29 protein-coding genes are annotated in these 25,117 nt (G+C 35.1%); 13 read left to right on the top strand and 16 right to left on the bottom strand.

Translation table 11 applies throughout. The annotated features are described in order from the left end of the window. Window positions 1-46: 46 nt before the first annotated feature. From ACS8MM_RS05385 to ACS8MM_RS05370, 4 genes are all read right to left on the bottom strand, one after another. On the bottom strand, window positions 47-1,063 hold the full coding sequence (locus tag ACS8MM_RS05385; RefSeq protein ID WP_379713851.1) for a COX15/CtaA family protein: 1,017 nt from the start codon (window positions 1,061-1,063) through the stop codon (window positions 47-49). 61 nt (window positions 1,064-1,124) lie between these two features. After that, on the bottom strand, window positions 1,125-2,543 hold the full coding sequence (locus tag ACS8MM_RS05380; RefSeq protein WP_379713849.1) for a CCA tRNA nucleotidyltransferase: 1,419 nt from the start codon (window positions 2,541-2,543) through the stop codon (window positions 1,125-1,127). Window positions 2,544-2,626: 83 nt separating this feature from the next. Then, entirely contained in the window at window positions 2,627-3,193 is a 567-nt protein-coding gene (locus ACS8MM_RS05375) for an L-threonylcarbamoyladenylate synthase (RefSeq protein WP_379713847.1), read from the bottom strand. Between the two features lie 2 nt (window positions 3,194-3,195). Next, window positions 3,196-4,029: an ATP-grasp fold amidoligase family protein gene (locus ACS8MM_RS05370; RefSeq protein WP_379713845.1), complete on the bottom strand. Its 834-nt coding sequence runs from the start codon at window positions 4,027-4,029 to the stop codon at window positions 3,196-3,198. 205 nt (window positions 4,030-4,234) lie between these two features. Here ACS8MM_RS05370 and ACS8MM_RS05365 point away from each other — a divergent pair, with 205 nt between their 5' ends. The 3 genes from ACS8MM_RS05365 (at window position 4,235) to ACS8MM_RS05355 (ending at window position 7,418) form a co-directional block, all read left to right on the top strand. Continuing rightward, entirely contained in the window at window positions 4,235-5,347 is a 1,113-nt protein-coding gene (locus ACS8MM_RS05365) for a glycosyltransferase family 4 protein (RefSeq protein ID WP_379713843.1), read from the top strand. A 4-nt stretch (window positions 5,348-5,351) separates the two neighbouring features. Next, the gene (locus ACS8MM_RS05360; RefSeq protein ID WP_379713841.1) at window positions 5,352-6,413 is read left to right on the top strand and encodes an ATP-grasp fold amidoligase family protein; all 1,062 of its coding nucleotides are present in this window, start codon (window positions 5,352-5,354) and stop codon (window positions 6,411-6,413) included. A 126-nt stretch (window positions 6,414-6,539) separates the two neighbouring features. Beyond that, complete coding sequence (locus tag ACS8MM_RS05355; protein WP_379713840.1) at window positions 6,540-7,418, top strand: ATP-grasp fold amidoligase family protein; 879 nt, start codon at window positions 6,540-6,542, stop codon at window positions 7,416-7,418. Here ACS8MM_RS05355 and ACS8MM_RS05350 read toward each other — a convergent pair. Then, window positions 7,411-8,262 carry a glycosyltransferase gene (locus ACS8MM_RS05350; RefSeq protein WP_379713839.1) on the bottom strand — a complete coding sequence of 284 codons (852 nt, stop codon included), beginning with the start codon at window positions 8,260-8,262 and terminating at the stop codon, window positions 7,411-7,413. The two genes, ACS8MM_RS05355 and ACS8MM_RS05350, sit on opposite strands and share 8 nt — an antisense overlap. 78 nt (window positions 8,263-8,340) lie before the next feature. Between ACS8MM_RS05350 and ACS8MM_RS05345 the strand changes: the two genes are divergently transcribed. The 3 genes from ACS8MM_RS05345 (at window position 8,341) to ACS8MM_RS05335 (ending at window position 10,954) form a co-directional block, all read left to right on the top strand. After that, window positions 8,341-9,114, top strand: coding sequence for a Kdo domain containing protein (locus tag ACS8MM_RS05345; protein ID WP_379713838.1), 774 nt, complete (start codon window positions 8,341-8,343; stop codon window positions 9,112-9,114). A gap of 71 nt (window positions 9,115-9,185) precedes the next feature. After that, window positions 9,186-10,010, top strand: coding sequence for a glycosyltransferase family 2 protein (locus tag ACS8MM_RS05340; protein ID WP_379713836.1), 825 nt, complete (start codon window positions 9,186-9,188; stop codon window positions 10,008-10,010). Then, window positions 10,010-10,954 (top strand): NAD-dependent epimerase/dehydratase family protein, encoded by a 945-nt coding sequence (locus ACS8MM_RS05335; RefSeq protein ID WP_379713834.1) that lies wholly within the window; start codon window positions 10,010-10,012, stop codon window positions 10,952-10,954. The genes ACS8MM_RS05340 and ACS8MM_RS05335 overlap by 1 nt, the downstream gene beginning before the upstream one ends. Here ACS8MM_RS05335 and ACS8MM_RS05330 read toward each other — a convergent pair. After that, window positions 10,944-11,996: a glycosyltransferase family 9 protein gene (locus ACS8MM_RS05330; RefSeq protein ID WP_379713832.1), complete on the bottom strand. Its 1,053-nt coding sequence runs from the start codon at window positions 11,994-11,996 to the stop codon at window positions 10,944-10,946. The two genes, ACS8MM_RS05335 and ACS8MM_RS05330, sit on opposite strands and share 11 nt — an antisense overlap. 7 nt (window positions 11,997-12,003) lie before the next feature. Next, window positions 12,004-12,819, bottom strand: coding sequence for a 2,3,4,5-tetrahydropyridine-2,6-dicarboxylate N-succinyltransferase (locus ACS8MM_RS05325; protein WP_379713830.1), 816 nt, complete (start codon window positions 12,817-12,819; stop codon window positions 12,004-12,006). A 416-nt stretch (window positions 12,820-13,235) separates the two neighbouring features. Here ACS8MM_RS05325 and ACS8MM_RS05320 point away from each other — a divergent pair, with 416 nt between their 5' ends. Further along, the gene (locus tag ACS8MM_RS05320; RefSeq protein ID WP_379713828.1) at window positions 13,236-13,445 is read left to right on the top strand and encodes a hypothetical protein; all 210 of its coding nucleotides are present in this window, start codon (window positions 13,236-13,238) and stop codon (window positions 13,443-13,445) included. 271 nt (window positions 13,446-13,716) lie between these two features. Next, window positions 13,717-14,001, top strand: a complete 285-nt coding sequence (locus ACS8MM_RS05315; RefSeq protein WP_379713826.1) for a hypothetical protein — start codon at window positions 13,717-13,719, stop codon at window positions 13,999-14,001. A 218-nt stretch (window positions 14,002-14,219) separates the two neighbouring features. Here the strand turns inward: ACS8MM_RS05315 and ACS8MM_RS05310 are convergent, their stop codons facing one another. The 9 genes from ACS8MM_RS05310 to ACS8MM_RS05270 all read right to left on the bottom strand — a co-directional run bounded on the left by ACS8MM_RS05310 (window position 14,220) and on the right by ACS8MM_RS05270 (window position 20,416). Continuing rightward, the gene (locus tag ACS8MM_RS05310) at window positions 14,220-14,429 is read right to left on the bottom strand and encodes a helix-turn-helix domain-containing protein (protein ID WP_379713824.1); all 210 of its coding nucleotides are present in this window, start codon (window positions 14,427-14,429) and stop codon (window positions 14,220-14,222) included. Window positions 14,430-14,432: 3 nt separating this feature from the next. Beyond that, entirely contained in the window at window positions 14,433-14,987 is a 555-nt protein-coding gene (locus ACS8MM_RS05305; protein WP_379713822.1) for a DUF2975 domain-containing protein, read from the bottom strand. Between the two features lie 119 nt (window positions 14,988-15,106). After that, a complete protein-coding gene (locus tag ACS8MM_RS05300; RefSeq protein ID WP_379713820.1) occupies window positions 15,107-15,697 on the bottom strand; it encodes a hypothetical protein in 591 nt (196 codons plus the stop codon). Window positions 15,698-15,806: 109 nt separating this feature from the next. After that, window positions 15,807-16,961 carry an acyltransferase family protein gene (locus ACS8MM_RS05295; protein WP_379713818.1) on the bottom strand — a complete coding sequence of 385 codons (1,155 nt, stop codon included), beginning with the start codon at window positions 16,959-16,961 and terminating at the stop codon, window positions 15,807-15,809. A gap of 135 nt (window positions 16,962-17,096) precedes the next feature. Further along, window positions 17,097-17,975: a LytR/AlgR family response regulator transcription factor gene (locus tag ACS8MM_RS05290; RefSeq protein ID WP_379713816.1), complete on the bottom strand. Its 879-nt coding sequence runs from the start codon at window positions 17,973-17,975 to the stop codon at window positions 17,097-17,099. 271 nt (window positions 17,976-18,246) lie between these two features. Beyond that, complete coding sequence (locus ACS8MM_RS05285; protein ID WP_379713814.1) at window positions 18,247-18,975, bottom strand: DKNYY domain-containing protein; 729 nt, start codon at window positions 18,973-18,975, stop codon at window positions 18,247-18,249. Window positions 18,976-19,000: 25 nt separating this feature from the next. Next, window positions 19,001-19,150 (bottom strand): hypothetical protein, encoded by a 150-nt coding sequence (locus ACS8MM_RS05280; protein WP_379713812.1) that lies wholly within the window; start codon window positions 19,148-19,150, stop codon window positions 19,001-19,003. A 234-nt stretch (window positions 19,151-19,384) separates the two neighbouring features. Further along, window positions 19,385-19,570, bottom strand: a complete 186-nt coding sequence (locus tag ACS8MM_RS05275; protein ID WP_379713810.1) for a hypothetical protein — start codon at window positions 19,568-19,570, stop codon at window positions 19,385-19,387. Window positions 19,571-19,594: 24 nt separating this feature from the next. Continuing rightward, window positions 19,595-20,416 carry a hypothetical protein gene (locus ACS8MM_RS05270; RefSeq protein ID WP_379713808.1) on the bottom strand — a complete coding sequence of 274 codons (822 nt, stop codon included), beginning with the start codon at window positions 20,414-20,416 and terminating at the stop codon, window positions 19,595-19,597. Between the two features lie 538 nt (window positions 20,417-20,954). Here ACS8MM_RS05270 and ruvX point away from each other — a divergent pair. The 5 genes from ruvX to mazG all read left to right on the top strand — a co-directional run bounded on the left by ruvX (window position 20,955) and on the right by mazG (window position 25,115). After that, on the top strand, window positions 20,955-21,371 hold the full coding sequence (ruvX, locus tag ACS8MM_RS05265; RefSeq protein ID WP_379713806.1) for a Holliday junction resolvase RuvX: 417 nt from the start codon (window positions 20,955-20,957) through the stop codon (window positions 21,369-21,371). Between the two features lie 94 nt (window positions 21,372-21,465). After that, entirely contained in the window at window positions 21,466-22,959 is a 1,494-nt protein-coding gene (locus tag ACS8MM_RS05260; RefSeq protein WP_379713804.1) for a malate:quinone oxidoreductase, read from the top strand. 145 nt (window positions 22,960-23,104) lie between these two features. Next, window positions 23,105-23,695 (top strand): peptide deformylase, encoded by a 591-nt coding sequence (gene def, locus ACS8MM_RS05255; RefSeq protein WP_379713802.1) that lies wholly within the window; start codon window positions 23,105-23,107, stop codon window positions 23,693-23,695. Window positions 23,696-23,722: 27 nt separating this feature from the next. Next, complete coding sequence (locus tag ACS8MM_RS05250) at window positions 23,723-24,232, top strand: DUF5606 family protein (protein WP_379713800.1); 510 nt, start codon at window positions 23,723-23,725, stop codon at window positions 24,230-24,232. Between the two features lie 109 nt (window positions 24,233-24,341). Beyond that, window positions 24,342-25,115, top strand: a complete 774-nt coding sequence (gene mazG, locus ACS8MM_RS05245) for a nucleoside triphosphate pyrophosphohydrolase (RefSeq protein ID WP_379713798.1) — start codon at window positions 24,342-24,344, stop codon at window positions 25,113-25,115. The last annotated feature ends 2 nt before the right edge of the window (window positions 25,116-25,117 follow it).

The raw sequence follows: 25,117 nt of genomic DNA, 5'->3' as shown, positions 1-25,117 counted from the left end.
TTAAATACGGTTCTTATCTTGGTGTAAATTGATTGTGTTTTAATTTTTATACACTCACCTTCGATTTTTTACATTCTAAAATCAAATAAAATTGAACTCCAAATAGGATGGATGCTAATACCAAATGTAAGGCTTGACTACCAAAAGGAAAATCAACGTAGTACATCATCATGCCTGATAAAGTTTCAATCAAAAGAAGTACAAGTACCCAATTGATTTTTTCAAAACCTAAATTCAGACGTTTGTTTCTTAAGTACAGAAAGAAATTGGCAAACAACACAACTAGAGAAAAGGTTCTGTGAAAATAAAAGCTAATTTCCGGTTGATTTAGCCATAAAGAAGCATCAGTTACCCCTGATTTTACTTGTTCGTCCACAAACTGACGTACTTGTGTGCCTAATACAACCTGAAGCAGTGTCATGAATAGAGTTAACCAAAGGATATTGCGGAACATAGCGTTGAAAACGGTTTTATTTTCCTTAGGATTGGCCAAATGGATGATATAGAGTATAAAAGCAACAATAATCAACGCCATGACCATGTGGATGGTAATTTTGAGGGGATTCAATACCGAATAAACAACGGTAGCACCCAGCCATCCTTGGAATCCCATAAGAAAAACCACAAGCCAAGACAACAATGTGATTTTTTTGTTCTTTTTCCATTCTAGAATAGAAACTACAGCCATAAAAAGGCAAACGAAACCAGCCAGAGCACCAATTAACCGATTGATGTATTCTACCCATGTGTGCATTGGATTGAATACGGCATAATCGTGTTTTGTATAGGGCTCCCATTGAGAGGCATCAAATGTTTTACCAGTTAAACAATCGGCTTTAGCTACCCATAATTTTTCCTCTTTGATAATCACCATTCCTTTTTTGAAAACGCGGTTTTCAGCCCAAGTGAGTTCTTTTACATCGGTTGGTGGAATATAGTAACCGAAACATTTTGGCCAGTCAGGACAACCCATTCCTGAACCTGTCATTCGGACTAGTGCTCCAGCAATTATAACAGCATAAACAAAGATTAAAGCGGTTTTAGCAATTTTGGTAAAATTCATAACTCAATAATTTCAGCGTTGCAAATATCAAATAGTTTTTAGTAGGGAATTATGATTATTGTCAGTTCACTTTCTTCAATCCCATCTTTTCAGCTTTGGCCAAAACAAAATCATAGGCCGCCTGATATTCGTTCGGGATTTCCCCTTCCAGAATAGCTTCTTTAACCGCTTCTTTTAATACGCCAATTTCGCGTGATGGTTTTAAATTAAATAATCCCATAATTTCTTCTCCAGTGATAGGCGGTTGAAATACACGAACCTTATCTCGTTCTTCTACTTCAACAATCTTTTCACGAACGATTTTGAAATTATTATGGTATTTCTGGAATTTTTTAGGATTCTTGGTTGTGATATCCGCTTCACACAAAATCATTAAATTTTCTACATCTTCTCCAGCATCAAAAACCAATCGACGAACTGCAGAATCGGTAACGATATCTTGTGCCAAAACAATCGGACGTGAACTCATCATGACCATTTTCTGAACGAACTTCAATTTGTGATTGAGTGGCATGTGTAATCTTTCGAAGATTTTCTTGGCCATTTTACCACCTAAAAATTCATGTCCATGAAATGTCCATCCTTGTTTTTTGTTGTAGCGCTTGGTTGGTGCTTTTCCAATATCATGTAATAATGCACTCCATCGTAACCAAACATCATCTGTGTTAGGGCAAATATTATCTACAACCTCCAAAGTGTGATAAAAATTGTTTTTATGGGTATGTCCTTCCACTTCTTCCACATTATTTAATGCAGTTAGTTCAGGGAGTATGATGTCTAATAAACCGGTTTTGTACAATAATAAAAAACCAACTGAAGGCTGAGGACACATCAGTATTTTGTTGAGTTCATCTACAATTCTTTCGCCCGAAATGATATTGATCCGATCTTTATTTCTTGAAATCGCTTCCAATGATTCTGCTTCGATTTCAAAATGAAGTTGTGATGCAAATCGGATGGCACGCATCATACGTAACGGATCATCAGAATAGGTAATGTCTGGGTTTAACGGTGTTCGGATAATCTTGCTTTGCAAATCATTCACACCGCCAAATGGATCTACCAATTCTCCAAAGTTGTTTTCGTTTAGCGACAAAGCAAGTGCATTGATCGTGAAATCCCTGCGGTTTTGGTCGTCTTCGAGAGTACCATTTTCTACCATTGGTTTTCGGCTGTCAAAATGGTAACTTTCTTTACGAGCTCCTACAAATTCAATGTCCATATCTTCATAACGAAGCATGGCTGTTCCATAATTTTTAAAAACCTGTACTTTAGGATTGTGCGGAATCAGTTCTGATACTTTTAAAGCCAAATCGATGCCGCTGCCTACAGCAACGATGTCGATGTCTTTTTTGTGATTTCGATCCAAAAGAATATCACGCACAAATCCGCCAATCACATAACATTCTACATTAAGTTCATGCGCCGCTTGTGTGATGATACTGAATATTTTATTTTCTAAATGTTGTTTGTAGTTCATTTTTGAAGTTTAAAGTTTAAATGTTTACAGTGTAAAGTGGTTGACTTTAAACTGAAAACTGTAAACTATGACTGCTACAGAACCTATTTTCTTATGATTTTAACTTGACTGTCAGCGGTTAATTTGATAATGGTTGAAGGTTTGTCACAAATCTTGTCGTGGTGCAAATTTACTACATAGTCGACACCTTTTATAATTTCAGGTGAAATTTCTTTGAAAGACTTCGGGGTTGGTTCGCCGGAGATGTTAGCGGAAGTGGAAACCAAAGGTTTTTTCATGCGTTCCATCAATTTGAAGCAAAAAGGTTCTTTGACTAATCGTACTCCAAGTGTTTTGTCTTCTGCTACGACATTATCCGCAACATTTCGCGGATTGTCCAGAATTAAGGTGGTTGGCTTTTCTGATAAGTCTAAAATTTGCCAAGCCACTTCGGGAATGTCTTTGAATACAGTATACATCATACGTTCCCCATTCATCAAAACAATCATGCTTTTGCTTTCTTCACGTTGTTTTAAAGCATAGATTTTTTTTATCGCTTCTGGGTTGGTTGCATCACATCCAATACCCCAAACCGTATCTGTAGGATAAAGTATAATACCTCCGTTTTTAATGATTTCGTATGCGTTGTGTACTTCAGTGTTGATGTCCATGTCTAAATTTTATTGGGTAGAACGAAATAATTGCCTATTATTTTATTGTACTCCAAAGGTAAGTAAGGATTTGTTCCATTGGAAGGATAAAATGTCATTTCACCAAAAATTGTTTTGTTATCAATGGAGTACAAATCGACCCTAACAAATGGGATGTCTTTTGATAATGTTTGTGCCACATAAATCATGTCTTCAAGGTTTGAAGGTTGCTCCGCTTCACCGGTATAAAACGGATTTTTCTCATGATAAAAAGGAAGTTTTTGCCAGTTGGTGTCATAGTGACATCTAAAGTTGTTCACTTTGCGTTCCAAATCGACTTGAATGAATTTTATTTCGCCGTTGAAGCAAAAAAACTTGTAATCATTAATGATTTTATTTTTGGAATCTTCCAGGAATTTTTCGGCTATAATTAAAGGTTCGATATTTTTATAGGACCATTCTTTTCCTTTGTTGTAATAGTTCTTTTTCTGCCATTTTTTCAAAAGCTTTATTGTTTGCTTAAAGCAAATGTCCTTTTTGTTTTTTACTATTAAATTAAAACCGCTGCCATGCACACACTTTAATACAAACTTTTCAGGAAGCTGTTCAAAATCAATTTCTTTTGGAGTTTTATAAACACCCAGCAAGTCGTTTAAGTATTGTTCGCCAACTTTTTGTTTGATATAATCTCTTACATTGTATTTGTCTGCAAGCTGATGAAATGAAGGGTTTTTATAGTAGACTTTATACCATTGGAGTTTTTCATTAAAAGTTTCCGGTTTTTCCAAATTGAGCCTTTTTTGAGTAACTGATTCATACTGAATAGGTACGTATAGCTTCAAAGGAAGGAACTTCATCTTTTTAAGTAATGAAATAAAAATTTTTCTAGGGGTATTGTAATTTTTTAATTTCACCGAATAGAATATATATTATGCAATAATAAGAAAATGTTGTTAAAATGATGAAAGAAACTTTTTTTTTAAAGGTAAAGAATAACAATTTGTGATAAAAAGGATCTTGATAAAAGTGATATATTTGTTAAAAAATTCTTAATACCTACTTATGAGATTACTTCAAATAACTGCTTCAAAGGGATGGAGAGGCCATGAACAGAAGATCATTTATTTATATGAAGCATTTAGAGATTTCGGTTATGTTGAAGAACAATGGATTATATGTCCCAAAGATTCAGAAGTATTCAAAATAGCTACTGCTAAAAACATGAAGGTTTTCGGTTATGATATTCGATCAGAATACGATTTGAAATTTGCGAAAGACTTAAAGAAATTTGCTGTTGAACACCAAGCAGATGTTGTTTTTATTCATAACAGTGAGTCGCATACTTTAGCCGTACTATCCTCTTTGTTTTATGGATTGAAAACACCGCTTGTTCTTTGTAGAACCTTAATAAAAAGGGTGGATACCAATTTTTTCAGAAAATGGAAATACAACTATAAAGGCATCAAAAAAATCATTTGTGTGTCCTATCCGGTGGTGGATGTGCTTAAATTTGCAGTGAAGGATCATAGTAAACTTTCTGTGGTAGGGAGTGTTACAGATATTAATAAGTTTCCAAAGCAGCATAAAACTGGATTGTTGCACAAGGAGTTTGATATCCCACTGGATTATAAAATTGTGGGTAATATAGCGGCATTTACTGGTTTTAAAGATCATAAAACATGGGTAAATACTGTAGCGGAATTACATAAAAGAGGAGAAAAAATTAAATATATACTTGTTGGAGATGGTCCACTAGAAGCTGAAATAAAAAGCCAAGTGCGCGAATTAGGCTTGGAAAACGAAATTATTTTTGCCGGATTTAGAAAGGACATCCCCGAAATTTTACCCGAATTTGATTTATTTTTATTTACCTCTAATAATGAGCCTACTGGTGGCGTTTTATTAGAATCCTATGCTTGTCATGTTCCAATTGTGGCAGCAAACGCAGGAGGGATTCCTGAAGTTGTGGTAGATGGAGAAACAGGATTGCTGGCTGAAGTGGGTAATCCCGTAAGTTTTGCGGATAAGGTATCGTATTTAATTCATGATAATGACTTACAACAAAAATTCATTACCAATGGATACCAATTTTTAATTGACAATTTTACGAAAGAAGTGATTGCCAAAAAAATGTTTGATGAATTGAACGAGGTTATGATTAATAATGCAAAATAATACAATGAATTTTTTCAGAAAAAAGTTTTGTCAACTCTATCTGAATCTTTTAAAAACGTTTTCTTCCAATGATATTGCAATATCAAAATTGCAGTTCTATCTAAAAACCGGAGAAAAACTGAATTTAGAAAATCCGGTTACGTTTGCCGATAAACTGCAATGGCTGAAACTTTTTTATTATGACGAAAGTTTTGGAAAATTTGCAGATAAGTACCAGTGTAGGGAAGTGGTTAAAGAAAGAGTAGGTGAGGATATTTTGGTAAAATTGATTGCCACACATGACTCTGTTGATGCCATTAATTTTGATCAATTGCCCAATAAATTTGCTTTAAAATGCTCTCACGGTTCGGGGTATAATTTAATTGTTCATGATAAATCGAAACTGAATTTGGAAAAAGAAAGAGCCAGATTGAGAAAATTCATGGCCTCCAATTATTATTATAAGTTCAGAGAGAAAATCTATAAAAACCTAAAACCGATAATTATTGTTGAAGAATTGTTAGAGCAAGGGAATGGCAATACATTGATTGATTATAAGTTTCAATGTTTTGATGGTGTACCTGCCAATGTTTTAATTAAATCAACTGAAAACGGTATTGGTAAAATGGCGGTATACGATCTGAATTGGACTAAATACCAACCCGATGTAAATTGTAAGATATATCTTGAAGGAGAACTGCCCAAACCTGCAAATTTAGACCAAATGAGGGATGTAGCCGCTCGATTATCGGAAGGGTTTCCTTTTTTGCGTGTTGATCTATATTCTGTTGATGATACAATTTATTTTGGAGAATTAACTTTCATACCCAATGGTGGTGCCAAAAAAATACTATTACAATGCTTGAATGAGCAGTACGGAAAATTGCTTCAACTTCCTAAATTTTTAGGAATTGTTGCTTTTTCATTTTTGATAATGAATCCCTTGATTGTTTTTTATTTATGCCCTGTGCTACTTCTATTTCAATCTATGTTACCAATGTTTGGTGAAATTCCAGAAGTTATAATAGATGGAGAAACTAGCTTAGGGTTTATGGATGCAAATTGGAAGTCTAGTAAATTGAGTTGATATACTTTGATTTTTGTTCATAATGATGAATGTAGAGTCAATTGGCATCATTTTAGGTGATAATTTTATAAATGAAGAAATTACTGAAAAGATGAAGAATGGAATAATCGAAATACCTAAAAAACAATGAATTTTATTAAAAGAAAGGTTTTTGCTGTTTACATAGTAATTTTGAAAATGTTTGGAGCTAGTGATGTTGCTATCTCTAAAGCAAAATACTATAGTAAAAATCTAAAATTTTTAGATTTAGACAAACCTGAGGAGTTTATGGAAAAACTTCAATGGTTAAAGCTTTTTTATTACAAAGAAAGTTACAAGAACTATGTGGATAAGTACGAGGTTAGGCAATTTGTGAAGGAAAGAATTGGTGAGCAATATCTGAATAGCATAATAGGAGTTTTTGATGAAGTTGACGCTATCAATTTTGATGAATTACCCGATCAATTTGTTTTAAAAGCAACCCATGGTTCTGGTTTTAATGTTATTGTGCCCGACAAGACTAAATTAGATAGTAAAAAAGCCAAGAAAGAGTTGTGTGGTTTTATGAAAAGGGATTACAGTAAAGTAAATCAAGAAGCGATTTATAAAGAAATCAAACCAAGAATCTTAGCCGAAAATTACTTGTCACAATTGGAGGAAAAATGTATTGTTGATTATAAGTTTTTCTGTTTTAATGGTAAAGCAAAATACGTTTGGGTAAAAACATTTCACGATTCAAAATACAGAAACTGTTATTACGATTTGAATTGGAACAAAATCAAGGAAGAAAATTATCGCTCTAATTTTTTAGAATTGGATATGAAACGACCGGATAATTTTGAAGAAATGATTTGGGTTGCCGAAAAACTTTCTCAAGATTTCATCTTTATGCGTGTTGATTTGTATTCAATTCAAAATAAAACCTATTTCGGTGAATTGACTTTTTTCCCTTGGGGAGGAAAACAAAGAATAACCGTAGAACATTTTAATAAAGAATTTGCGGATTTAATCCAATTGCCTATTTGATTTTATAAACACCTAGTTTTCGTTTGATAACCTTACTGAATAAAACCATCTTAACATAAAGGAAGTTTTTCAAACTTAAAAACCACCACGAACTAAACGGCGCTAAATCGGTACTTATTTTTTTATTGATAGCTTCGGATAGAATGAACTCACCATTTATATCTTCCCATTTGATATTGCCATAACCATCAAACTCATTTACTTTGTTCTTCTCGTGAATAATGGATAGCCAAAGTCGTTTGTTCGTGATTTGTGTGATACGCGTTTCTTTTTTCCACATATTATGATCACTAAACCAAACCGTTTTTGGATGGTTGTTTTTTTCAATCAAACTAATAAACGGATTGAAAATATGTTCTTTTTTACCCAATATAAAATTAGGTTTTACCTGCAATGAATATCCATTTATGATATCAATGGCTTGGTAATCCTGTGCTTTGAATTGTTTTTGTACCTCGTCAATGAAATATTTGCTAATGCTGTCATCGTTGTCAATTCGAGAGGTAATCAGATGTGATTTTCCTTCGCTATTGGTTGTAATGTATTGTTGGATTTCATCATAAAAAGCTGGCATCCCATCAATAAAGAAAATAGTAATGTTCTTTTTATCTCGAGTAAGTTCCGTTATCCTGTTTTTGAATTTATCACTAGTGGTAGTATCAAAAAATAATAACCATTCAAAATTCTGATTTACCTGTGCAGTAACCGAAGGAAAACAAAAGTTTTCAAACAGCCACATCCTGTCTTCCATCCAATCGTCGGTTAATAACGATTCATTGTTTTTGGTAACATCCCATTTCGGGTTTCTTAGATTAAATCGGGTGATAAGATAATGGTCGAACATTGTGTAAGCTAATATTTGGTGTAAAAATAAAGTAAATATATTAAAAAGGTTAATTTTGCAGTACTAATTAAAGACCATATGAAGATCCAATTCAATGCAAATTTTCAAAATAAAAGCAATGAAATACTCAAATGTATAACTGATTTTGAAAAGGAAGGCGAGGTTTTATATGGCGGAACACGAAATTTGATTAAAACGTTTCTACTGTCCGATGGTTTGGAAATCAATGTGAAAGCGTTTAAGATTCCCAAGTTTTTTAATCAGTTCGTGTACCGATATATCCGAAAATCGAAAGCGAGAAGATCGTTTGAAAATGCCAATTACCTTATTGAAAATGGATTTTGTACGCCGCTACCGATTGGATTTATAGAAGAATCCGGTTTGTTAGGTTTGGGAAAAAGTTATTACATTAGTGAACAGTTGGCTATGGATTTGATGTTTCGGGAATTGACAACGAATACAGATTATCCCGACTTTGAAAATATACTGAAGCAGTTTGCACAGTTTTCTTTCCGATTGCATCAAAAAGGAATTGAATTCATCGACAATACCTCCGGAAATACTCTATTAAAAAAAGAGGCCAATGATCGGTATGATTTCTATTTGGTGGATTTGAATCGGATGAATTTTCACCAAAACATGTCTTTTGAGTTGAGAATGACTAATTTGGCAAAACTGACTTCCAACGAGAAGGTATTGAGGGTTATTAGTGCTGAATATGCTCAACTGTCAGGGATTGAAAGTGATAAAGTGTATGAGGTTTTAAAAAATAAAGCAGACAATTTTCAATATAGTTTTCACCGAAGAAGGGAAATTAAAAGGAAAATCTTCTTTTGGAAACGAAACAAATAAAGCAGAAATTTGTAAAACAGGTATAAAATCTAAAAATCAATTACCTTTGTACCTAAATTGATCATTAATTTATGAAAATATCGGTTGTAGTCAGTACGTATAATGCTGAGGAATGGTTGGAAAAAGTCTTAATTGGATATAGTGTTCAAACGTATAAAGATTTTGAAGTAATCATCGCTGATGACGGATCTCGCCAGTCCACCAAAGACTTAATTGATAAATACGCTGCAGAATATCCAGTGCCTTTGCGTCATTTATGGCATGAAGATATGGGATACAGACGTCAGGAAATTTTAAATGTTGCCATTGTTGATGCGGCTTACGAATATATTATAATGACTGATGGGGATTGTATTCCTCGTAAGGATTTTGTAGAAATTCATGCGAAACAAGCTCAAAAAGGGAAGTTTCTTTCCGGTGGCTACTGCAAATTACCAATGACTACTAGTAAATATATTACCAAAGAAGATATTGTTTCAGGGAAATGTTTCAATGTGAAATGGTTGAAGAGTATTGATAAGTTAGGGTTTTCTAATGTATTGAAATTAGGCTCTACTACAATTGCGGCCAAAGCATTGGACTTCTTTTCACCAACTACTCCTTCGTTTAATAATTGTAATTCTTCGGGTTTTAAAGAGGATATGATTGCTGTAAACGGATACGACGAGCGTATGAAATACGGTGGTCCTGACCGAGAATTTGGGGAGCGTTTGGAAAATTACGGAGTCAAAGGAAAGCAAATTCGTCATAAAGCAATCGTACTGCATTTGGATCATGCCAGAGGGTACAAAACACCTGAATCTTTGGCAGCCAATTTAGCCATCAGAAAAGAAGTAAAAGATAAAAAAATCAAATGGACTCCATTTGGTATTAAAAAACAAGAACTACCAGCATAATGAGAATATTAGTTACTGGAGCAGCCGGATTTATTGCATCACATTTATGTGAAAAGTTATATTCATTAGGTCATGAAGTTGTCGGGATTGATAACATCAATGATTATTATGATGTGAATTTAAAAGAGTTAAATGCTAAAGATTTGGCAGATAAAGGAATTCAGATTCATCGCGTTGATTTGAATTCGGATTTGAGTGCTGTATTCGAGAAGCCTTTCGATTATGTCTACCACTTAGCGGCTCAACCGGGTATTTCTTCTACGACTTCTTTACAGGAGTATGTGGATAATAATATATATGCGACTCAAAACTTATTGGAAGCGGTTTTGGAATTCAATCCGGGACTGAAATCATTCGTGAACATTGCAACTTCATCGGTGTATGGTATCGAAGCAACTGTAGATGAAGAAGTGCCTGCAAAACCGGTTTCGTTTTATGGTTCGACTAAACTAGCTGCTGAGCAATTGGTACTGGGGTTACAACGTACCGGTAAGTTGAAAGCTTGCTCTATTCGATTGTATTCAGTATTTGGTCCAAGAGAGCGTCCGGAGAAATTGTACACTAAACTAATTGAGAATTTGTACTACGACAAACCATTTCCTTTGTTTGAAGGAAGTATAAAGCATGAAAGAAGTTTTACTTATGTTGGGGATATTGTTGACGGACTAGCGGCGATTATCGGAAAAGAAGACAAGGTAGACGGAGAAATCATCAATTTAGGAACCGATGAAGTGAATACTACTGCCGATGGCATCAAAGCGGTGGAAGAAATCATGAATAAAACCTTAATTATAGACCATCAGCCACCTCGTAAAGGAGATCAGCAAAGAACTGCTGCTGTTATCGATAAAGCTAGAAACTTATTGGGCTATGCGCCTAAAGTAAGCTTGAAGCAAGGTTTAGAAGCACAAGTAAACTGGTATTTGGAAAAATTTACGAAGTAATTCGCTTTATAAAATCAATTAATGACGCTCGATACAAATCGGGCGTTAGTTTTTTATACAGCTCCAGTGCCTGTTGTTTGAATTGTTTGGAATGCTGTCCGTTATAGATTTCCGGATGGTAATCGTTTAAATGTACGGCAATATGGTTTTTATCATCCGTAAGCATATTCCAAGATGATTTGTTGATCCACGGAGAGAAAATGGTAAACGTTGGAATATTCAATGCTTTCGCCATATTTACGGCACCTCCTTCGTTACCAATCATGGCATCACATTGTGAAAGTACCGACAAGAAAGTGCGTAATCCTTTGGTATAAAAATCCAGTACAATTTGTTGTTGCGTTTCAGGCAAGCAAGCGTCATAAATGGCTTTGGCTTCAGCTTCCTGGTTGGGCATGAAATTGAATAATAATTGAGCGTTGCTTTGTGCTGCAATGTCATCCAGAGTGGTGGCCATTTGTGCGGTAGGTAAGCTCTTGTTGGTATCACTTCCCAAGACACTGATCATAACGATTGGTTTTGAGGTATCCAGCCTTTCCTGAATGCTTTTTTGAGCCGAAGCTATTTCGGTATCCGTCAGGTAAATTTTAGGGAATAGGATAGAAGTTGGCTTTTTGAGTAAAGCTTCGGCCAATTGCAATCGGTGTGCTATGGCCGAACCTTCAATATACTTTTTAGGGATAACCGTTTCGGTGAACAGTAATTTAGTATACCATTTTTGGTTTCCTATTCTGGTTTTGGCGCTGGAGAAATAGGCAGGAATAATACTTTCCCATTTTCCGTAGGCATCAATAACCGCATTGTATTCTTCTTTTTTGAGTTGTAGTCCGAACTGGATTAACTTGAGAAATCCGTCTTTTTTCTTTTTCTCGAAAAAGACCACTTTATCGATGAAAGGATTATTGTCTACAACAGGCATCGTATTGGGTTGTACCATGTAATGTACTTTCCAGTCGGGATGTTGTGTTTTGATTGCTTCGCAGATGACTGTACTAGCCAGTACGTCGCCAATCATTTTCTGTTGTATTACTAATACTTTCATTAGGGAATTATACTGCTACGTTATATTCTCTTAATGCATCGTTAAGAGATGTTTTCAAATCGGTTGATGGTTTGCGTTTTCCGATGATTAAAGCACAAGGTACTTGGTATTCACCCGCTTCGAATTTTTTAGCGTAACTTCCTGGGATTACTACAGAACGAGCTGGAACGATACCTTTGTATTCTACTGGTTCCGGACCAGTAACATCGATGATTTTGGTAGAAGCCGTCAAACATACATTGGCACCTAGAACTGCTTCTTTTTCAACACGAACACCTTCCACTACGATACAACGTGAACCGATAAAAGCGCCGTCTTCGATAATAACCGGAGCTGCTTGTAATGGTTCCAATACGCCACCGATACCTACACCACCGCTTAGGTGAACGTCTTTACCGATTTGAGCGCAACTACCTACAGTTGCCCAAGTATCTACCATGGTGCCTTCGTCAACATATGCACCAATGTTTACGTAACTTGGCATTAAGATCACCCCTTTTGAGATGTATGCACCGTGACGGGCAACAGCGTGAGGTACTACACGAATTCCTTTTTCAGCATAGCCTCTTTTCAATGGAATTTTATCGTGGTATTCGAAGATACCCACTTCAAACGTTTCCATTTTCTGGATAGGGAAGTACATTACTACCGCTTTCTTTACCCATTCGTTAACCTGCCAACCGTTGTCTGTTGGTTCTGCAACGCGAAGAGTTCCAGCGTCTAGTAAATTAACCACTTCACGGATTGTGTTTTGTGTCGTTTCTTCCTGTAACAACGCTCTGTTTTCCCAAGCTTGTTCTATTATTGATTGTAAGTGTTGCATAAAAAATCTATTTACAGCAAAGATAAAGTTTTGAAAGCGCCAAAACTATAGCTACACTAAAAAACTTGATTTTGTTAAAAAAAAGGGATTTGTTGTTTATTGTTTAGGGTTAATGTTTTAAAGTTGGTAGTGTGAATCTGAATAGTTAACAAGTCGGAGGGTTTAATCATCTACTCATCCAACTGTATTTTGATATGACATAAACACGACATATATACGACATATATACGCTATATATACGCCATATATGTTACTTTGGAAAGAAGTATATGCAAGAAGAGTAAGAAGGGCAGTCATTTTATACGACAAGCTTGTAGGTTCTTTTTACGTTTATGAAGTTAAAATTAAGGATGTTGAGTAGAGTTCTATTGAATAAGAAGCTGAAAAATAGCATAATAAAATCATAAAGTTTTGGTTTGTCTTATTTAGAAATATTGTTTTTCGTTATTTTTGAATTGATGAAGTATTTGGCTTTTATATTGAGCTTTCATATTCTAATGCTGACAGAAATGCCGGTAGTGGCTTCTTTGTATGCTAAAATGACTTCGGAGCAATGCGGTACGACTTGTTCAGAAGTGCCGGATTCGGATGATGAAACCGATGGTTGCAGTAAAAAAGCTGTTTGACTTCACCTTGTTGTAAAATACAGTTGTTTTTGACTTCTTTTGAAAAGCCAATCCCTCAGTTTTTGTTAGAACCTCTTCAGCAAAACAACTTCAATCTCAAGCGACTTTTAATTACTTTATCATCTTTTGATATTTGGCATCCGCCACAAATTATTTAAATTATTTTCGATACAATCAGTGCTATGGATTTTACATTGCTATTTCTTTGTTCGAAGGATAGTAGATGTTTTTCCGTGCGCCACACTTTATAATTCATTTAAATATCAAAATCATGAAAAATTCAATCATAATAGTAGTATTCCTTTTTGCATTTACTTTAACAGCGAATGCACAGGAACCCAAAGCAAAAGCTAAAAAAGAAGCTTGTTGTTCGACAGATAAGAAAGCGGCTAGTACGTCGGATAATTCCAAATGTTGTGTAGTGGCAGCAGCCGATAAAAAGAACTGTTGCGCTAAGGACAAAGCGAAAGCTGTTTCCTCAGTTGCGGAAAAGCATTCTTGTGCGACTGATGGAAGATGTTGCGGCAACTGTAAAGAAGCTAAAGCGAAATCTTAATTTTAATTCTGAAGGGCGTTTCATTGAGGCGCCCTTTTTGATTCTCGCTTCGTTGCTCCAATCATAACTTTCAAGTTGCCTATTAAATATCACTTAGAAGTAGGCAGTAGTAGTGGTAGTATACCAAGTAAAAGAGGAACCCTTCTGCGTTCCTCTTTTGTTTATTGCAACATAGTGATTGTCAAAATGCGATAATGATAAAGCTAATAGGTTTGTTGTTATTTCTCATCGACAAATTCCAGGATATCGCCGGGTTGGCAATCGAGAACTCTACAGATGGCTTCCAAAGTACTGAAACGAATTGCTTTTGCTTTTCCTGTTTTTAGAATGGAAAGATTGGACAAAGTTAAGTCGACTTTTTCTGAGAGTTCGTTAAGAGACATTTTACGTTTTGCCATCATCACGTCAAGGTTTACAATTATAGCCATAGCTTATATGGTTAATTCGTTTTCGGATTGGATTTCGATACCTCTTTTGAAGATATGTGCGATAACAAATAAGATGACACTCATAAACAACCATACATCGGCTCCGCTTAAGTGTAATTGTTGGATGCTCGGCATTTTTATTCCTTTCGTTATAAACCATTCCACATGTTTAGCTCCCCAATGCGAAAACATAGCAATTCCGAGAGCTATATAGGAAATTAAAAAAAGGAATCGACCAGTTTCTTTGTTGAAAGGCTGAGTCATATTGAGTTTTTTATCGTAAAGGATTTTGATTATCTGATAAAATAATAGCGCTTTCAAGACAGCTACAATAGTCATAATTAAGCATTCTACTAAAAAATACCCAGGATCATGAGCATAAAGGTCTGATAAATCGACTTCCTTCCAAAAAAAGTGTGCATCAATTGGATTGATGTAATAGGTAAAGAATGTGTTGAAAATAAATCCACCGGCTTGTAGGCATAATCCAATGAAAATTATCCAAGAAAGGACATGTAAAAGCAGTAGTATTTGCTTCGAATTGATTCTAATTTCCATACTCTTTAGTTTTAAAGTTATGGTTAAAAATACTAAAAAATTTATTGATAAACAATAAATATATATTTATAAGCAAAAAAAATGAATTGATTTTAAGTAAGAAGACGCTACGGTATAAATTACTCTAGTATACCGTATACTTCTTCCGGGTCAATTAATTCGTTGTAACCTTCAGATTGTGGAATAAATTTCTTTTGCTTGGCATTATAGAGGTAATGGTTTGTAAGTAAGTTTTCAGAGACTTCAACAATATCGTCTCTAAATAAATGAAGCGTATCCTTTTGTAAAGTATAATCGCCAAAATAATGACTTGATGTATGTGGATTCTGTTCACTAATCTCGAACTTGTTGTTTTCATAAAGCGTAAGCGTTACCTCTTCGTGGCCGCTAACCAATTTTGACGAAATTATTTGTCCATTGTCATTATACCATACAGATAAAGGATAGGTAACAATAAAAAACAAGATAATAGAGCCAACGGTATAATTTGTTGTTTTGTAATGGATTGTGCCTTGTTTTTTGCCTCTGAAATACTCTTTACTATAGAGCACTATTAAATTGATAGTAAGCAATATAATTAAAAATGGAATGAAGATAATGTTGTAAACGGTATCATTGTAATCTGAAAATCGGATTACTGACTTAAAAAGTAAAAAACTAAGAAAATAAAGTGTAAGATATCGGAAAGTATAAAACAGAACTTTTTTCATTGTTTTTTGTAATAGTTTTGTGATGGAAAAAGATAGCGATTGGTAATCGGTTGATGAACTAGTTAAGCAAATATAGAAAGTACATGCAACAAATTACCAATCCCTTGAATTAATTCGTTTCCAGTATTCCATACTGTTTGGTTGTTTTGGTCTGTTGTAAACCGAAAAACGGTCGTATCAACAGCCATCTTCTGATGAAGCCTTCATAGACCAACCATGAAATCAGGAAAGTGCCAACCGATAGGAACAGGAACTTTGCTGCAAAATTCCATTGGAGATGCATTATGAAGTAGCCCAGAATCACCGTAACGGTTTGATGGAGAATATAAAATGGATAGACAGCCTGGTTGCAATAGGCCAGAACATTGCTGGGTTTGTTGAGGTATTTTGAGGCATAACCAAATAAAGTCAGTATCCATGACCAGAACGAAACAACATACACCAGTGCTTCAATGAAGTGTCTTACATATCCATCTTCAAAAGCGGTAATAAGCATCAGGAAAAGAGCAAAAGCAATACTTCCGCACAACAGATAACTTTTTCTGTTTTTCTCCACAGTGCTCCAGAATACTTCTTTTACGGAGATCAGTAAGAATCCGAAAAAGAATAGAGTAATGCTGTTCATGATCACAAACCAGTCGCCTACCAAAGCATGGGTTTCTTCAAAAAAGGGTTCTATAAAAGATTCAATCAGATACAAAGGAAGGACAAACCAGTACAAACCCCATCTGGTGGTACTTATTTTTGCTGTCAGCCTCAAAATGCCACAATCGGGATTTTTTCTTAAATAAAGGAAAACGGGAATAAGTACTAATGAAAATAGAAGCAGGTAAGGAATAAACCAGAGGTGGTGCCAGCTTAGATTGCCTTCGGGGTATTCACCGATAAAGGCCTGCGATGGCCAAAAGTCGAAGTAACTGCCTTTGATTAGACCTTTGGAAAGCTTTTCAATATATACCTGTGGAGGCACAATAACCAGCATTCCGAAGATAAGCGGTAATAGTAATTTCTTGGTTCTTTCCCAGGCAAATTGGCTCGCATTTCTTTTCGAAAGTGCATAAGATGTACCCATGCCTGAAATTACAAAAAGGATAGGTAACCGCCATTGGTTTAAAAATAACATGGGATATTTGATCCACTCGTAGGTCTGGTTGTTCTTAATGTGCCAGCCCCAATCCGGAGCCACAAAAAACATTGCTACATGATAAAAAATAAGTAATCCGAATACAATTACTCTAAGCCAGTCTAAGTCATATCTACGCATAATCCTGATTTTTTTTGACAAAGTTGCGGGCAAAAAAGGAATGCTACAATTACTTGTTACAAAGAACAAGATTATGGGATGAAGGGCAAGGTTTTGGGACTGACAGCAACTTCTGGGACGAATGACAAGGCAGTTTTAGATTGTATTTACAGCGAAATCGAACGCTTGGATATAATTTCGTGAAACAGGAACGGGATCCGGACAGTCTTTCAGAGTGACTTTATAACCTTGTGCATTTCCGGCCACCTGTTCGATATGATTCAGATTCAATACAATTGAGCGGTGTGTTTTTAGGATATACGGAAAAGAACTTAGTTGCGCTTCCAGGTTTTTAATCGTAATGCGTTTCACTACTTTTTGCACTTTTGTTGCTTCCTTCAGATAGATTTCGGCATAATTTCCTTCGGCTTTGGCATAAAGAAATGTATTGCTACAGAAGGTAAATTTTTCGGATTTGACCTCGGTGGTGATGGTAATTATCGTATCGGTTATTGTTGGTTCAGTATGCGATAAGGTAGAAGAGAGGCGTTCGGCATTTTGTTTGTTGATTAGTTTGCGGTGGTTCAGATTGATGAAGATGATAATTGGAGCAAGGAAAAACCCAGCCACTAGTGAATTGGTAATTTCTTCTCTGAAATAATGCCATGACCCGTTTAGCGGATTGTTATAAATGATATCGCGGATTAGGAATTGTGTTATTCCGGTAAAAAGTACGAGAAGAAAAACAGTAATGCATTCTTTCTTCATGGTCCAGGAGTTCGTTATAGTTGGAAACAGCCTGAACAGTAAAGAGAAACACAATACCACGGCTATGGGTGAAAGCGAATGGATAACTGAAATCCAGAAATAATCCATTTTATGTTCATTGCTATTGACATCAAATGGCTGGAGTAAGTAATTGAAAAAGAAAGAAATCAGAAAGATGACACTTACAATCCAGAACAGTTTATTGCCTTTATAATAAAAAGGGTAAGGCTGTTTCAAGAAAAAAGAAAAAGTGCTTTCAGAATTCATTTTTTATGTGCTTTGATAGTGCTGCCTTTTTTACAAAAGGTGATTGAATGAGAGACAATGATTTACACAAAAATATCCAAAACTTTGCAGCAAACAGTACATAAAAGTAAATTGAATCATTTTTGCATGTAAAGTAATCCAAGATTCAGTTATTTGGACTTTGATGTTGTGAATTTATAAAATGGCTTTATCAGCGTTTTCATTTTCAATGGAATCTATTTATTCACCTATTGCCTTCAAAAATATTCCGCAGTATAGAGGAAGAATGTATTTATTTATTGGAGATCCGTTTGCCTTCAACATAGTAACCGTTTTTGTCTTCGGCGTCAACGGTTTCGGTGTTTACTAATTGGAATGTGTTTGGATCGGCCACATTTATTTTTGTTACTCCAAAATATACTGATTTACGGTCAATGAAATAGCAATTGTTACAATTCCAGCAACCTTTTTTTGGGTTTACGACCTTAATCGTTTTGGGGTCGGCACCTTTGATGATTTCAAAGTCATCAGGACCACCACCATAGAAGACATGTTTTTTGTCGTAACCGCCGCAAATGCTGTCAAAAGGGACAAATGTTTTCGCATGAGCTCCTTTAACTTCAATAGGGTAATTACCGTCTGAGTTTTCCCACCAGATATACACCTTATTTTTATTTTGAAAGAAACCGTTTTTGATGGATTTGTAGGTTTTCAATTCGAGGAAATCCGATATGTCTTTGTAGTATTCAAAGTATACTGCGGTATCTTTAGCAATGGGTCGGAAGCTTCCTGTTAGAAGATATACTTTGCCCTTTTTGTCTTTGTAAATGTTGTCTATTACTTTATTGAAGTTAAGGGTATCATCAACGGGATCAGTGAAAAAGCCTTTATCTTCTTCATCTTGAACTAATTTAGCTATAGTATTGCCGTTCAAACCAGAACGCAACATTTCCATTCGGGTTTGTCCTAAAGCCGAGAGAGCAGTTAGAAGTAGTAGCGTTGGGATATATTTTTTATGCATTATAAAACGTTTGAAGAATTATGTTTTAGTTTTTTTTGATGACATTCTTAGGTTTTTGCTTCTCTACGATTATAAAATCATTAAAATTATATGCTGTTACATCAGGTAATACGATGTATTTGTTTTTTAATGACACCTTACGAGTCTGATTGTTGCCATTTTGATTTTCATTCATGAAGATGGTATCCTTTTCAATTCTTCCTTCTTCTATTTTGGATTGAATATCTTTCGTAATGTATTCAATTTTTAGGTTTTTCTTTTCTGCAACAAAATAATTGGTTTTGAATAGCTTTGCGGAGCGGAGACTATCCAGTAAATACAGTGGGAGTAACTGAGTGGTATAGATGTAATGGTCATTGCTAAAAACGACAATTTGAAAAGCATCGTTGTTTCGATGCGTTAGGTATACTTAGTTTTCTTTGAGTTCTGAGAAGTCTACCTTTTGAGTCGTATAAAGTTTGTTGTACTTTTTAGCCATTTCAGTTTTGTTCAAAAGGATAAAATCTTTCGCATACAATTTGTTGGCTCTTGGGGTACAGGAGGTGAGAAGTGCTAAAAGGAAAAGTATCCAGTAATTGCTATTACTTTGTTCCATTGTTGTTGAATTGAAATTATGAAATTACTTCAGCTTTTTAATTTTTTGTAAATGGATGAATTTTTGATCGCAATCGTATAATTTGACATAATAATTCATTGCGTTTCCTGTATTTTGAATGGTGATTTCTTCTTCAGAGAGAAGTCCTTCGATTTCCTCGGGTAACTTTATTTCCTTTCTCTTCGAATCCACTACATCTTCTTCATTGCTTACATCGCCTAGGTTTTCGGCCCATTTGATCCCTTTGAAGACAATATAGACTGCATTTTCATCCAAGCTTCGGTAGAAAGTAACTGCTCCACTTTTGTTTCGGGAATCAGATTGGAATTGATATCGATATTCTCCTTTGACTTTAGTCAGTTGCAACGAAATATTGCATTGGTTTCCTTTGATTTCGGGGTTGTACCTACCTTCTAGGTTTTTGGGTAATACAGGAATTGGCTTTGAGGTAAGGGATAGATGTAATGCGAAGGTTTGGTTTGTTTTGAGATTCGTCCATTGACCACTAATGGATTTTGAATTGATTTCCGCTTTGATTTCTGCGACTTTATTGTTTTGATAATCCAATTCATAAAGAGCTATTGTGTTGCCGGTCTGTTTTCCAATGAATTTGATGTCGACACCAATTTTTTCATAATAATAAAAACCCTCCAAAAGACCGTTTGCATTTTTGATATGAAAAACGACATTCAATTTTTTATTAATGGTTCCGATATAGTTCTGTTCGGAATTACCACTACTTCGATTGCGATTTATTTTATTGAAGAATGAGTCCTTTGCTTTCAACGTAGCCGAATTGCAAAGTGTGAATAGTAAAATTATGAAACAAAAGGCTTTTATCTTCATATTGATTTTTTTAAAAAACAATGTTAGTGGAACTTTACTTTTTAGGATTAACCTGCACTTTTGCAAGAATCCGTTTTGTTATTGCAATTAATTTATCTTGTTTTTGAGCCATTGTAATTTCGTTTATCAGTCTTGATTTTCCAGAGTTTGCTCCAGTATGTAATAGTATAGGAGTTATTTGTTGAAGTACGTTCATTGAAATAGAAATGGTAATGGATGGTTAGTATTGTTGGTATTTCTATCGAAATCTCATTTTGAGTGGATTGAAACAAATATAAAGAAAGATAACAATACTAATTATATTTGGATTTTGAAAAAATTGTAAAACTAATGAATCGTTAATTGTAGATTTTAATTTTAAGTGGTGTAAATATAGGATCGATGAGATTGTTTTATAATCTAATTTTAATGCTTAAAAGAAGGAGTAGTAAAATAACCAATTTTACATTTTTTATAAACCTTTACTCGTTTTGAGTGGAGGTTTTATTTATTTCTGTCTCTAACAACAAATGCATTATCTTTGTAAAAACATTATGATATGCCAAGAATTTTAGCCATAGATTACGGAATGAAACGTACCGGAATAGCAGTTACCGACGAACTGCAGATTATTGCTTCGGGATTGACTACCATTCCATCGGATACGATTTTGGTTTTTTTGAAAAATTATTTTGATCAAGAAGATGTTTTTAAAGTACTTATTGGCGAACCCAAACAGATGAATGGAGAGCCTTCCGAAAGTACTCCCGTGATTGAAGCATTTGTTGCCAAATTCAAAGAAACTTTTCCGGATATGCCTGTGGTAAGGGTTGATGAACGTTTCACTTCTAAAATGGCATTTCAAACCATGATTGATAGTGGGTTGAAAAAGAAACAACGACAAAATAAAGCGCTGATTGATGAAATTTCTGCAACAATTATGCTTAGAGATTATTTAACCCGAAAAATGATCTAGTGTTTTTTGATAATTTTCAAAAAATGGGTAATCACTTGAAAATTAAGATGAATTTTGCTTTTTAGAGGTTATCTTTGCATCATAATTTGAGCAAATGACAACAACTCCCACAACGCAACCTGATGTAGTATTAATTGGCGCCGGAATTATGAGCGCTACTCTAGGATTATTACTCAAAGAATTACAACCCAATCTTACGATTGAAATTTACGAACGATTAGACGTCGCAGCCGCTGAAAGTTCCGATGCATGGAATAATGCCGGTACCGGACATGCCGCTTTTTGTGAATTGAATTATACTCCCGAATTGGAAGATGGCTCTATTGATACTAAAAAAGCAGTGAAAATTTCAGAAGCTTTTGAAGTGTCGAGACAGTTTTGGTCGTATTTGGTAGAGAAAGGATTGTTGAAAAACCCAGAGACATTTATCAAGAGTGTGCCTCACTTAAGTTTTGTTTGGGGAGAAGAAAATGTAAGTTATTTAAAAAGACGTTTTGAAGCTTTACAAAACTTTGAATTGTTCAAAGAAATGGTCTATACCGAGGAAGTGAATGTTATAAAGCAGTGGGCACCATTGGTTATGGAAAACCGTAAAGGCAAAGATAAAATTGCGGCTACTTCAATGAAATATGGTACCGATGTAAATTTTGGAGCTTTAACGCGTAGTATTTTTAAATACCTTGAAAGCCTTGATGGAGTGTCGATGCATTTCAATCATGATGTCTACAAATTGAAAAAGAAATCGGATGGGAAATGGCGTATCAAAACTAAAAACCTAACGACTGGAGAAAAAAAACGTACCTATACACCATTTGTTTTTATTGGTGCAGGAGGAGGTTCATTGTTGCTACTTGAAAAAGCCAATATCCCTGAAGGACATGGTTATGGAGGATTTCCGGTAAGTGGCCAATGGTTAAAATGTACCAATCCAGATGTTATTGAAAAGCATGCTGTAAAAGTTTATGGTAAAGCATCGGTTGGGGCACCACCAATGTCGGTACCTCATATTGATACTCGTTTGATTAATGGCAAAAAGGAGTTGTTATTTGGACCTTATGCTGGTTTTTCTACAAAATTCTTGAAAAGTGGTTCTTACTTTGATTTGATTAAATCCATTGAATTGGATAATATTAAACCAATGTTGGGAGCGGGAATGAAAAATATTCCATTGACAAAATACCTTATTGAGCAAGTATTTCAATCGTCAAAAGATCGTATGAAAGCTTTGAAAGAATATGTTCCTTCTGCGAAAAAAGAGGATTGGGTATTGGAAACTGCGGGACAGCGTGTACAAGTTATCAAAAAAGACAAAGAAGGAAACGGTGTGTTGGAGTTTGGTACCGAAGTGGTTTCTGCAGCAGATGGTTCTTTAGCAGTTTTATTAGGTGCTTCTCCAGGAGCGTCAACTGCAACTTCGATTATGCTTGAATTGTTGGTAAAATGCTTCCCTGAGCAATACAAATCGCCTGAATGGCAGGCCAAATTGAAAGATATGATTCCTTCTTTTGGTCAAAACCTCAATGATAATGCGGAATTATGTGATGCTGTAAGAAAAAAGACGAATCAAGTATTAAAATTGAACGTTTAATTCGAAATTTACTTATTTTTGCATTCTAAATTTTAAAAAAAATGCGTTAAGGAATGCTTTGCAGGTCACTTTCGTTTTTGAAAGATTTACCTGAAGTGGCATGTCGTACTTCCCTTTTAGGGTAACGCTTAAAATAAATGTAAAAATGATTTACCCAATTGTAGGTTATGGTGACCCGGTTCTAAGAAAAGTCGGAGAAGACATAACACCGGAATATCCTAATTTGAAAGATGTAATTGCAAACATGTACGAAACCATGTATAATGCACATGGGGTTGGATTGGCTGCACCTCAAGTAGGACTTGCGATACGTATGTTTATTGTTGATACTGAACCTTTCAGTGAAAGTGATGATTTGTCCAAAGAAGAGGCAAATCAATTGAAAGGTTTCAAAAAAACATTCATCAATGCGAAAATCCTAAAGGAAGAAGGAGAAGAGTGGGGATTCAATGAAGGTTGTTTGAGTATTCCTGATGTTCGTGAGGATGTGTATCGTAATGAAAAAATCACCATTGAGTATTTTGATGAAAATTTCGAGAAAAAAACTGAAGTTTATGATGGTCTGATTGCTAGGGTTATTCAGCATGAATACGATCATATTGAAGGAATTTTATTTACGGATAAAATTTCTACACTGAAAAAAACGTTAATAAAAAAGAAATTGCAAAATATAATGGAAGGAAAGGCTCGTCCTGATTACCGTATGCGTTTTGCAGCACCAAAAAAAGGAAGATAATTAGTTGAACAATATAGAATTACAAAAATGAAATTAGAAAAAATTTTAGCTGTTTCTGGTAAACCGGGATTGTATGAATTAAAAATGCAAACACGTACTGGCTTTGTTGCCGAATCATTAGTTGACGGTAAAAAAGTAACAGTGGGCATGCGCAGTAATGTAAGTTTGCTATCCGAAATCTCAATGTATACGTATTCTGAAGAAAAACCATTGGTTGAAGTAATGAATGCTATTGCTACAAAAGAAAATGGTGGTCAGGCTCCTGTTTTAAAAGATGATAAAGCAGCTTTGATGGCGTATTTCTTAGAGGTTTTACCTGATTATGATCAAGATAGAGTATATCCTTCGGATATCAAAAAAGTATTAAACTGGTATAATATTTTACAAGCTAAAGGTTTAGCAACTGTTGAAGTAGCTGAAGTTGTAGAAGCTGAAGCTCCTAAAAAGGTAGCTAAAAAAGCAGCTAAAGCTGATAAAGTAGAGACAACTACAGAAGAAAAACCTAAAAAAGCAAAAGCGACTAAATCGAAAGAATAGTCCAATTTTAACATAATTATAAGTCCTGCTGTGGGTAACCTACAGCAGGATTTGTTATTTTTACACAACTCCGACCTTGAGGTCGAACTGTATGAAGTAAAACTATTTTATGAACACACGCCAAGAACAACTAGATGCTTTTAACCGATTACTTGATATCATGGACGATCTCCGTGAAAAATGTCCATGGGACAAAAAGCAAACATTACAGTCGTTACGTCATTTAACCATTGAGGAGACATACGAGCTCGGCGATGCTATTTTGGAAAATGACATGGATGAAGTAAAGAAAGAGTTGGGCGACTTGTTGCTCCATATAGTTTTTTACGCCAAAATAGGAAGTGAAACGCAACATTTTGACATGGGCGATGTAGCCAATGATATTTGTGATAAACTAATCCACCGCCATCCTCATATCTATGGAGATGTGGTTGTCGCCGACGAAGAAGAAGTGAAACAAAATTGGGAGAAGCTTAAACTTAAAGAAGGAAAAAAATCGGTTTTGGAAGGCGTTCCCCAGAGTTTACCCGCTTTAGTCAAAGCGAGTCGTATTCAGGATAAAGTGAAAGGTGTTGGTTTTGATTGGGAAGAGCCGGAACAAGTTTGGGAGAAAGTGCAAGAAGAGTTAGGTGAGTTACAACATGAAGTTATAAATGGTAATCAGGATGCAATAGAGGCTGAATTTGGAGATGTATTGTTCTCTATGATTAACTATGCTCGCTTCTTAAAAATAAATCCTGAGGATGCCTTGGAACGCACGAATAAGAAATTCATTAAACGTTTCACTTATCTGGAAGGTAAAGCTAGCGAACTGGGTAAGAATCTTTCTGATATGACATTGGCGGAAATGGACGTATTCTGGGAAGAAGCTAAAAAACTTTAAAA

The sequence above is a fragment of the Flavobacterium sp. MAHUQ-57 genome (assembly GCF_051908335.1).
GTDB lineage: Bacteria > Bacteroidota > Bacteroidia > Flavobacteriales > Flavobacteriaceae > Flavobacterium.
The sequence above is the reverse complement of the archived record's forward strand: the minus strand, read 5'-3'. Positions and strand labels throughout refer to the sequence as shown.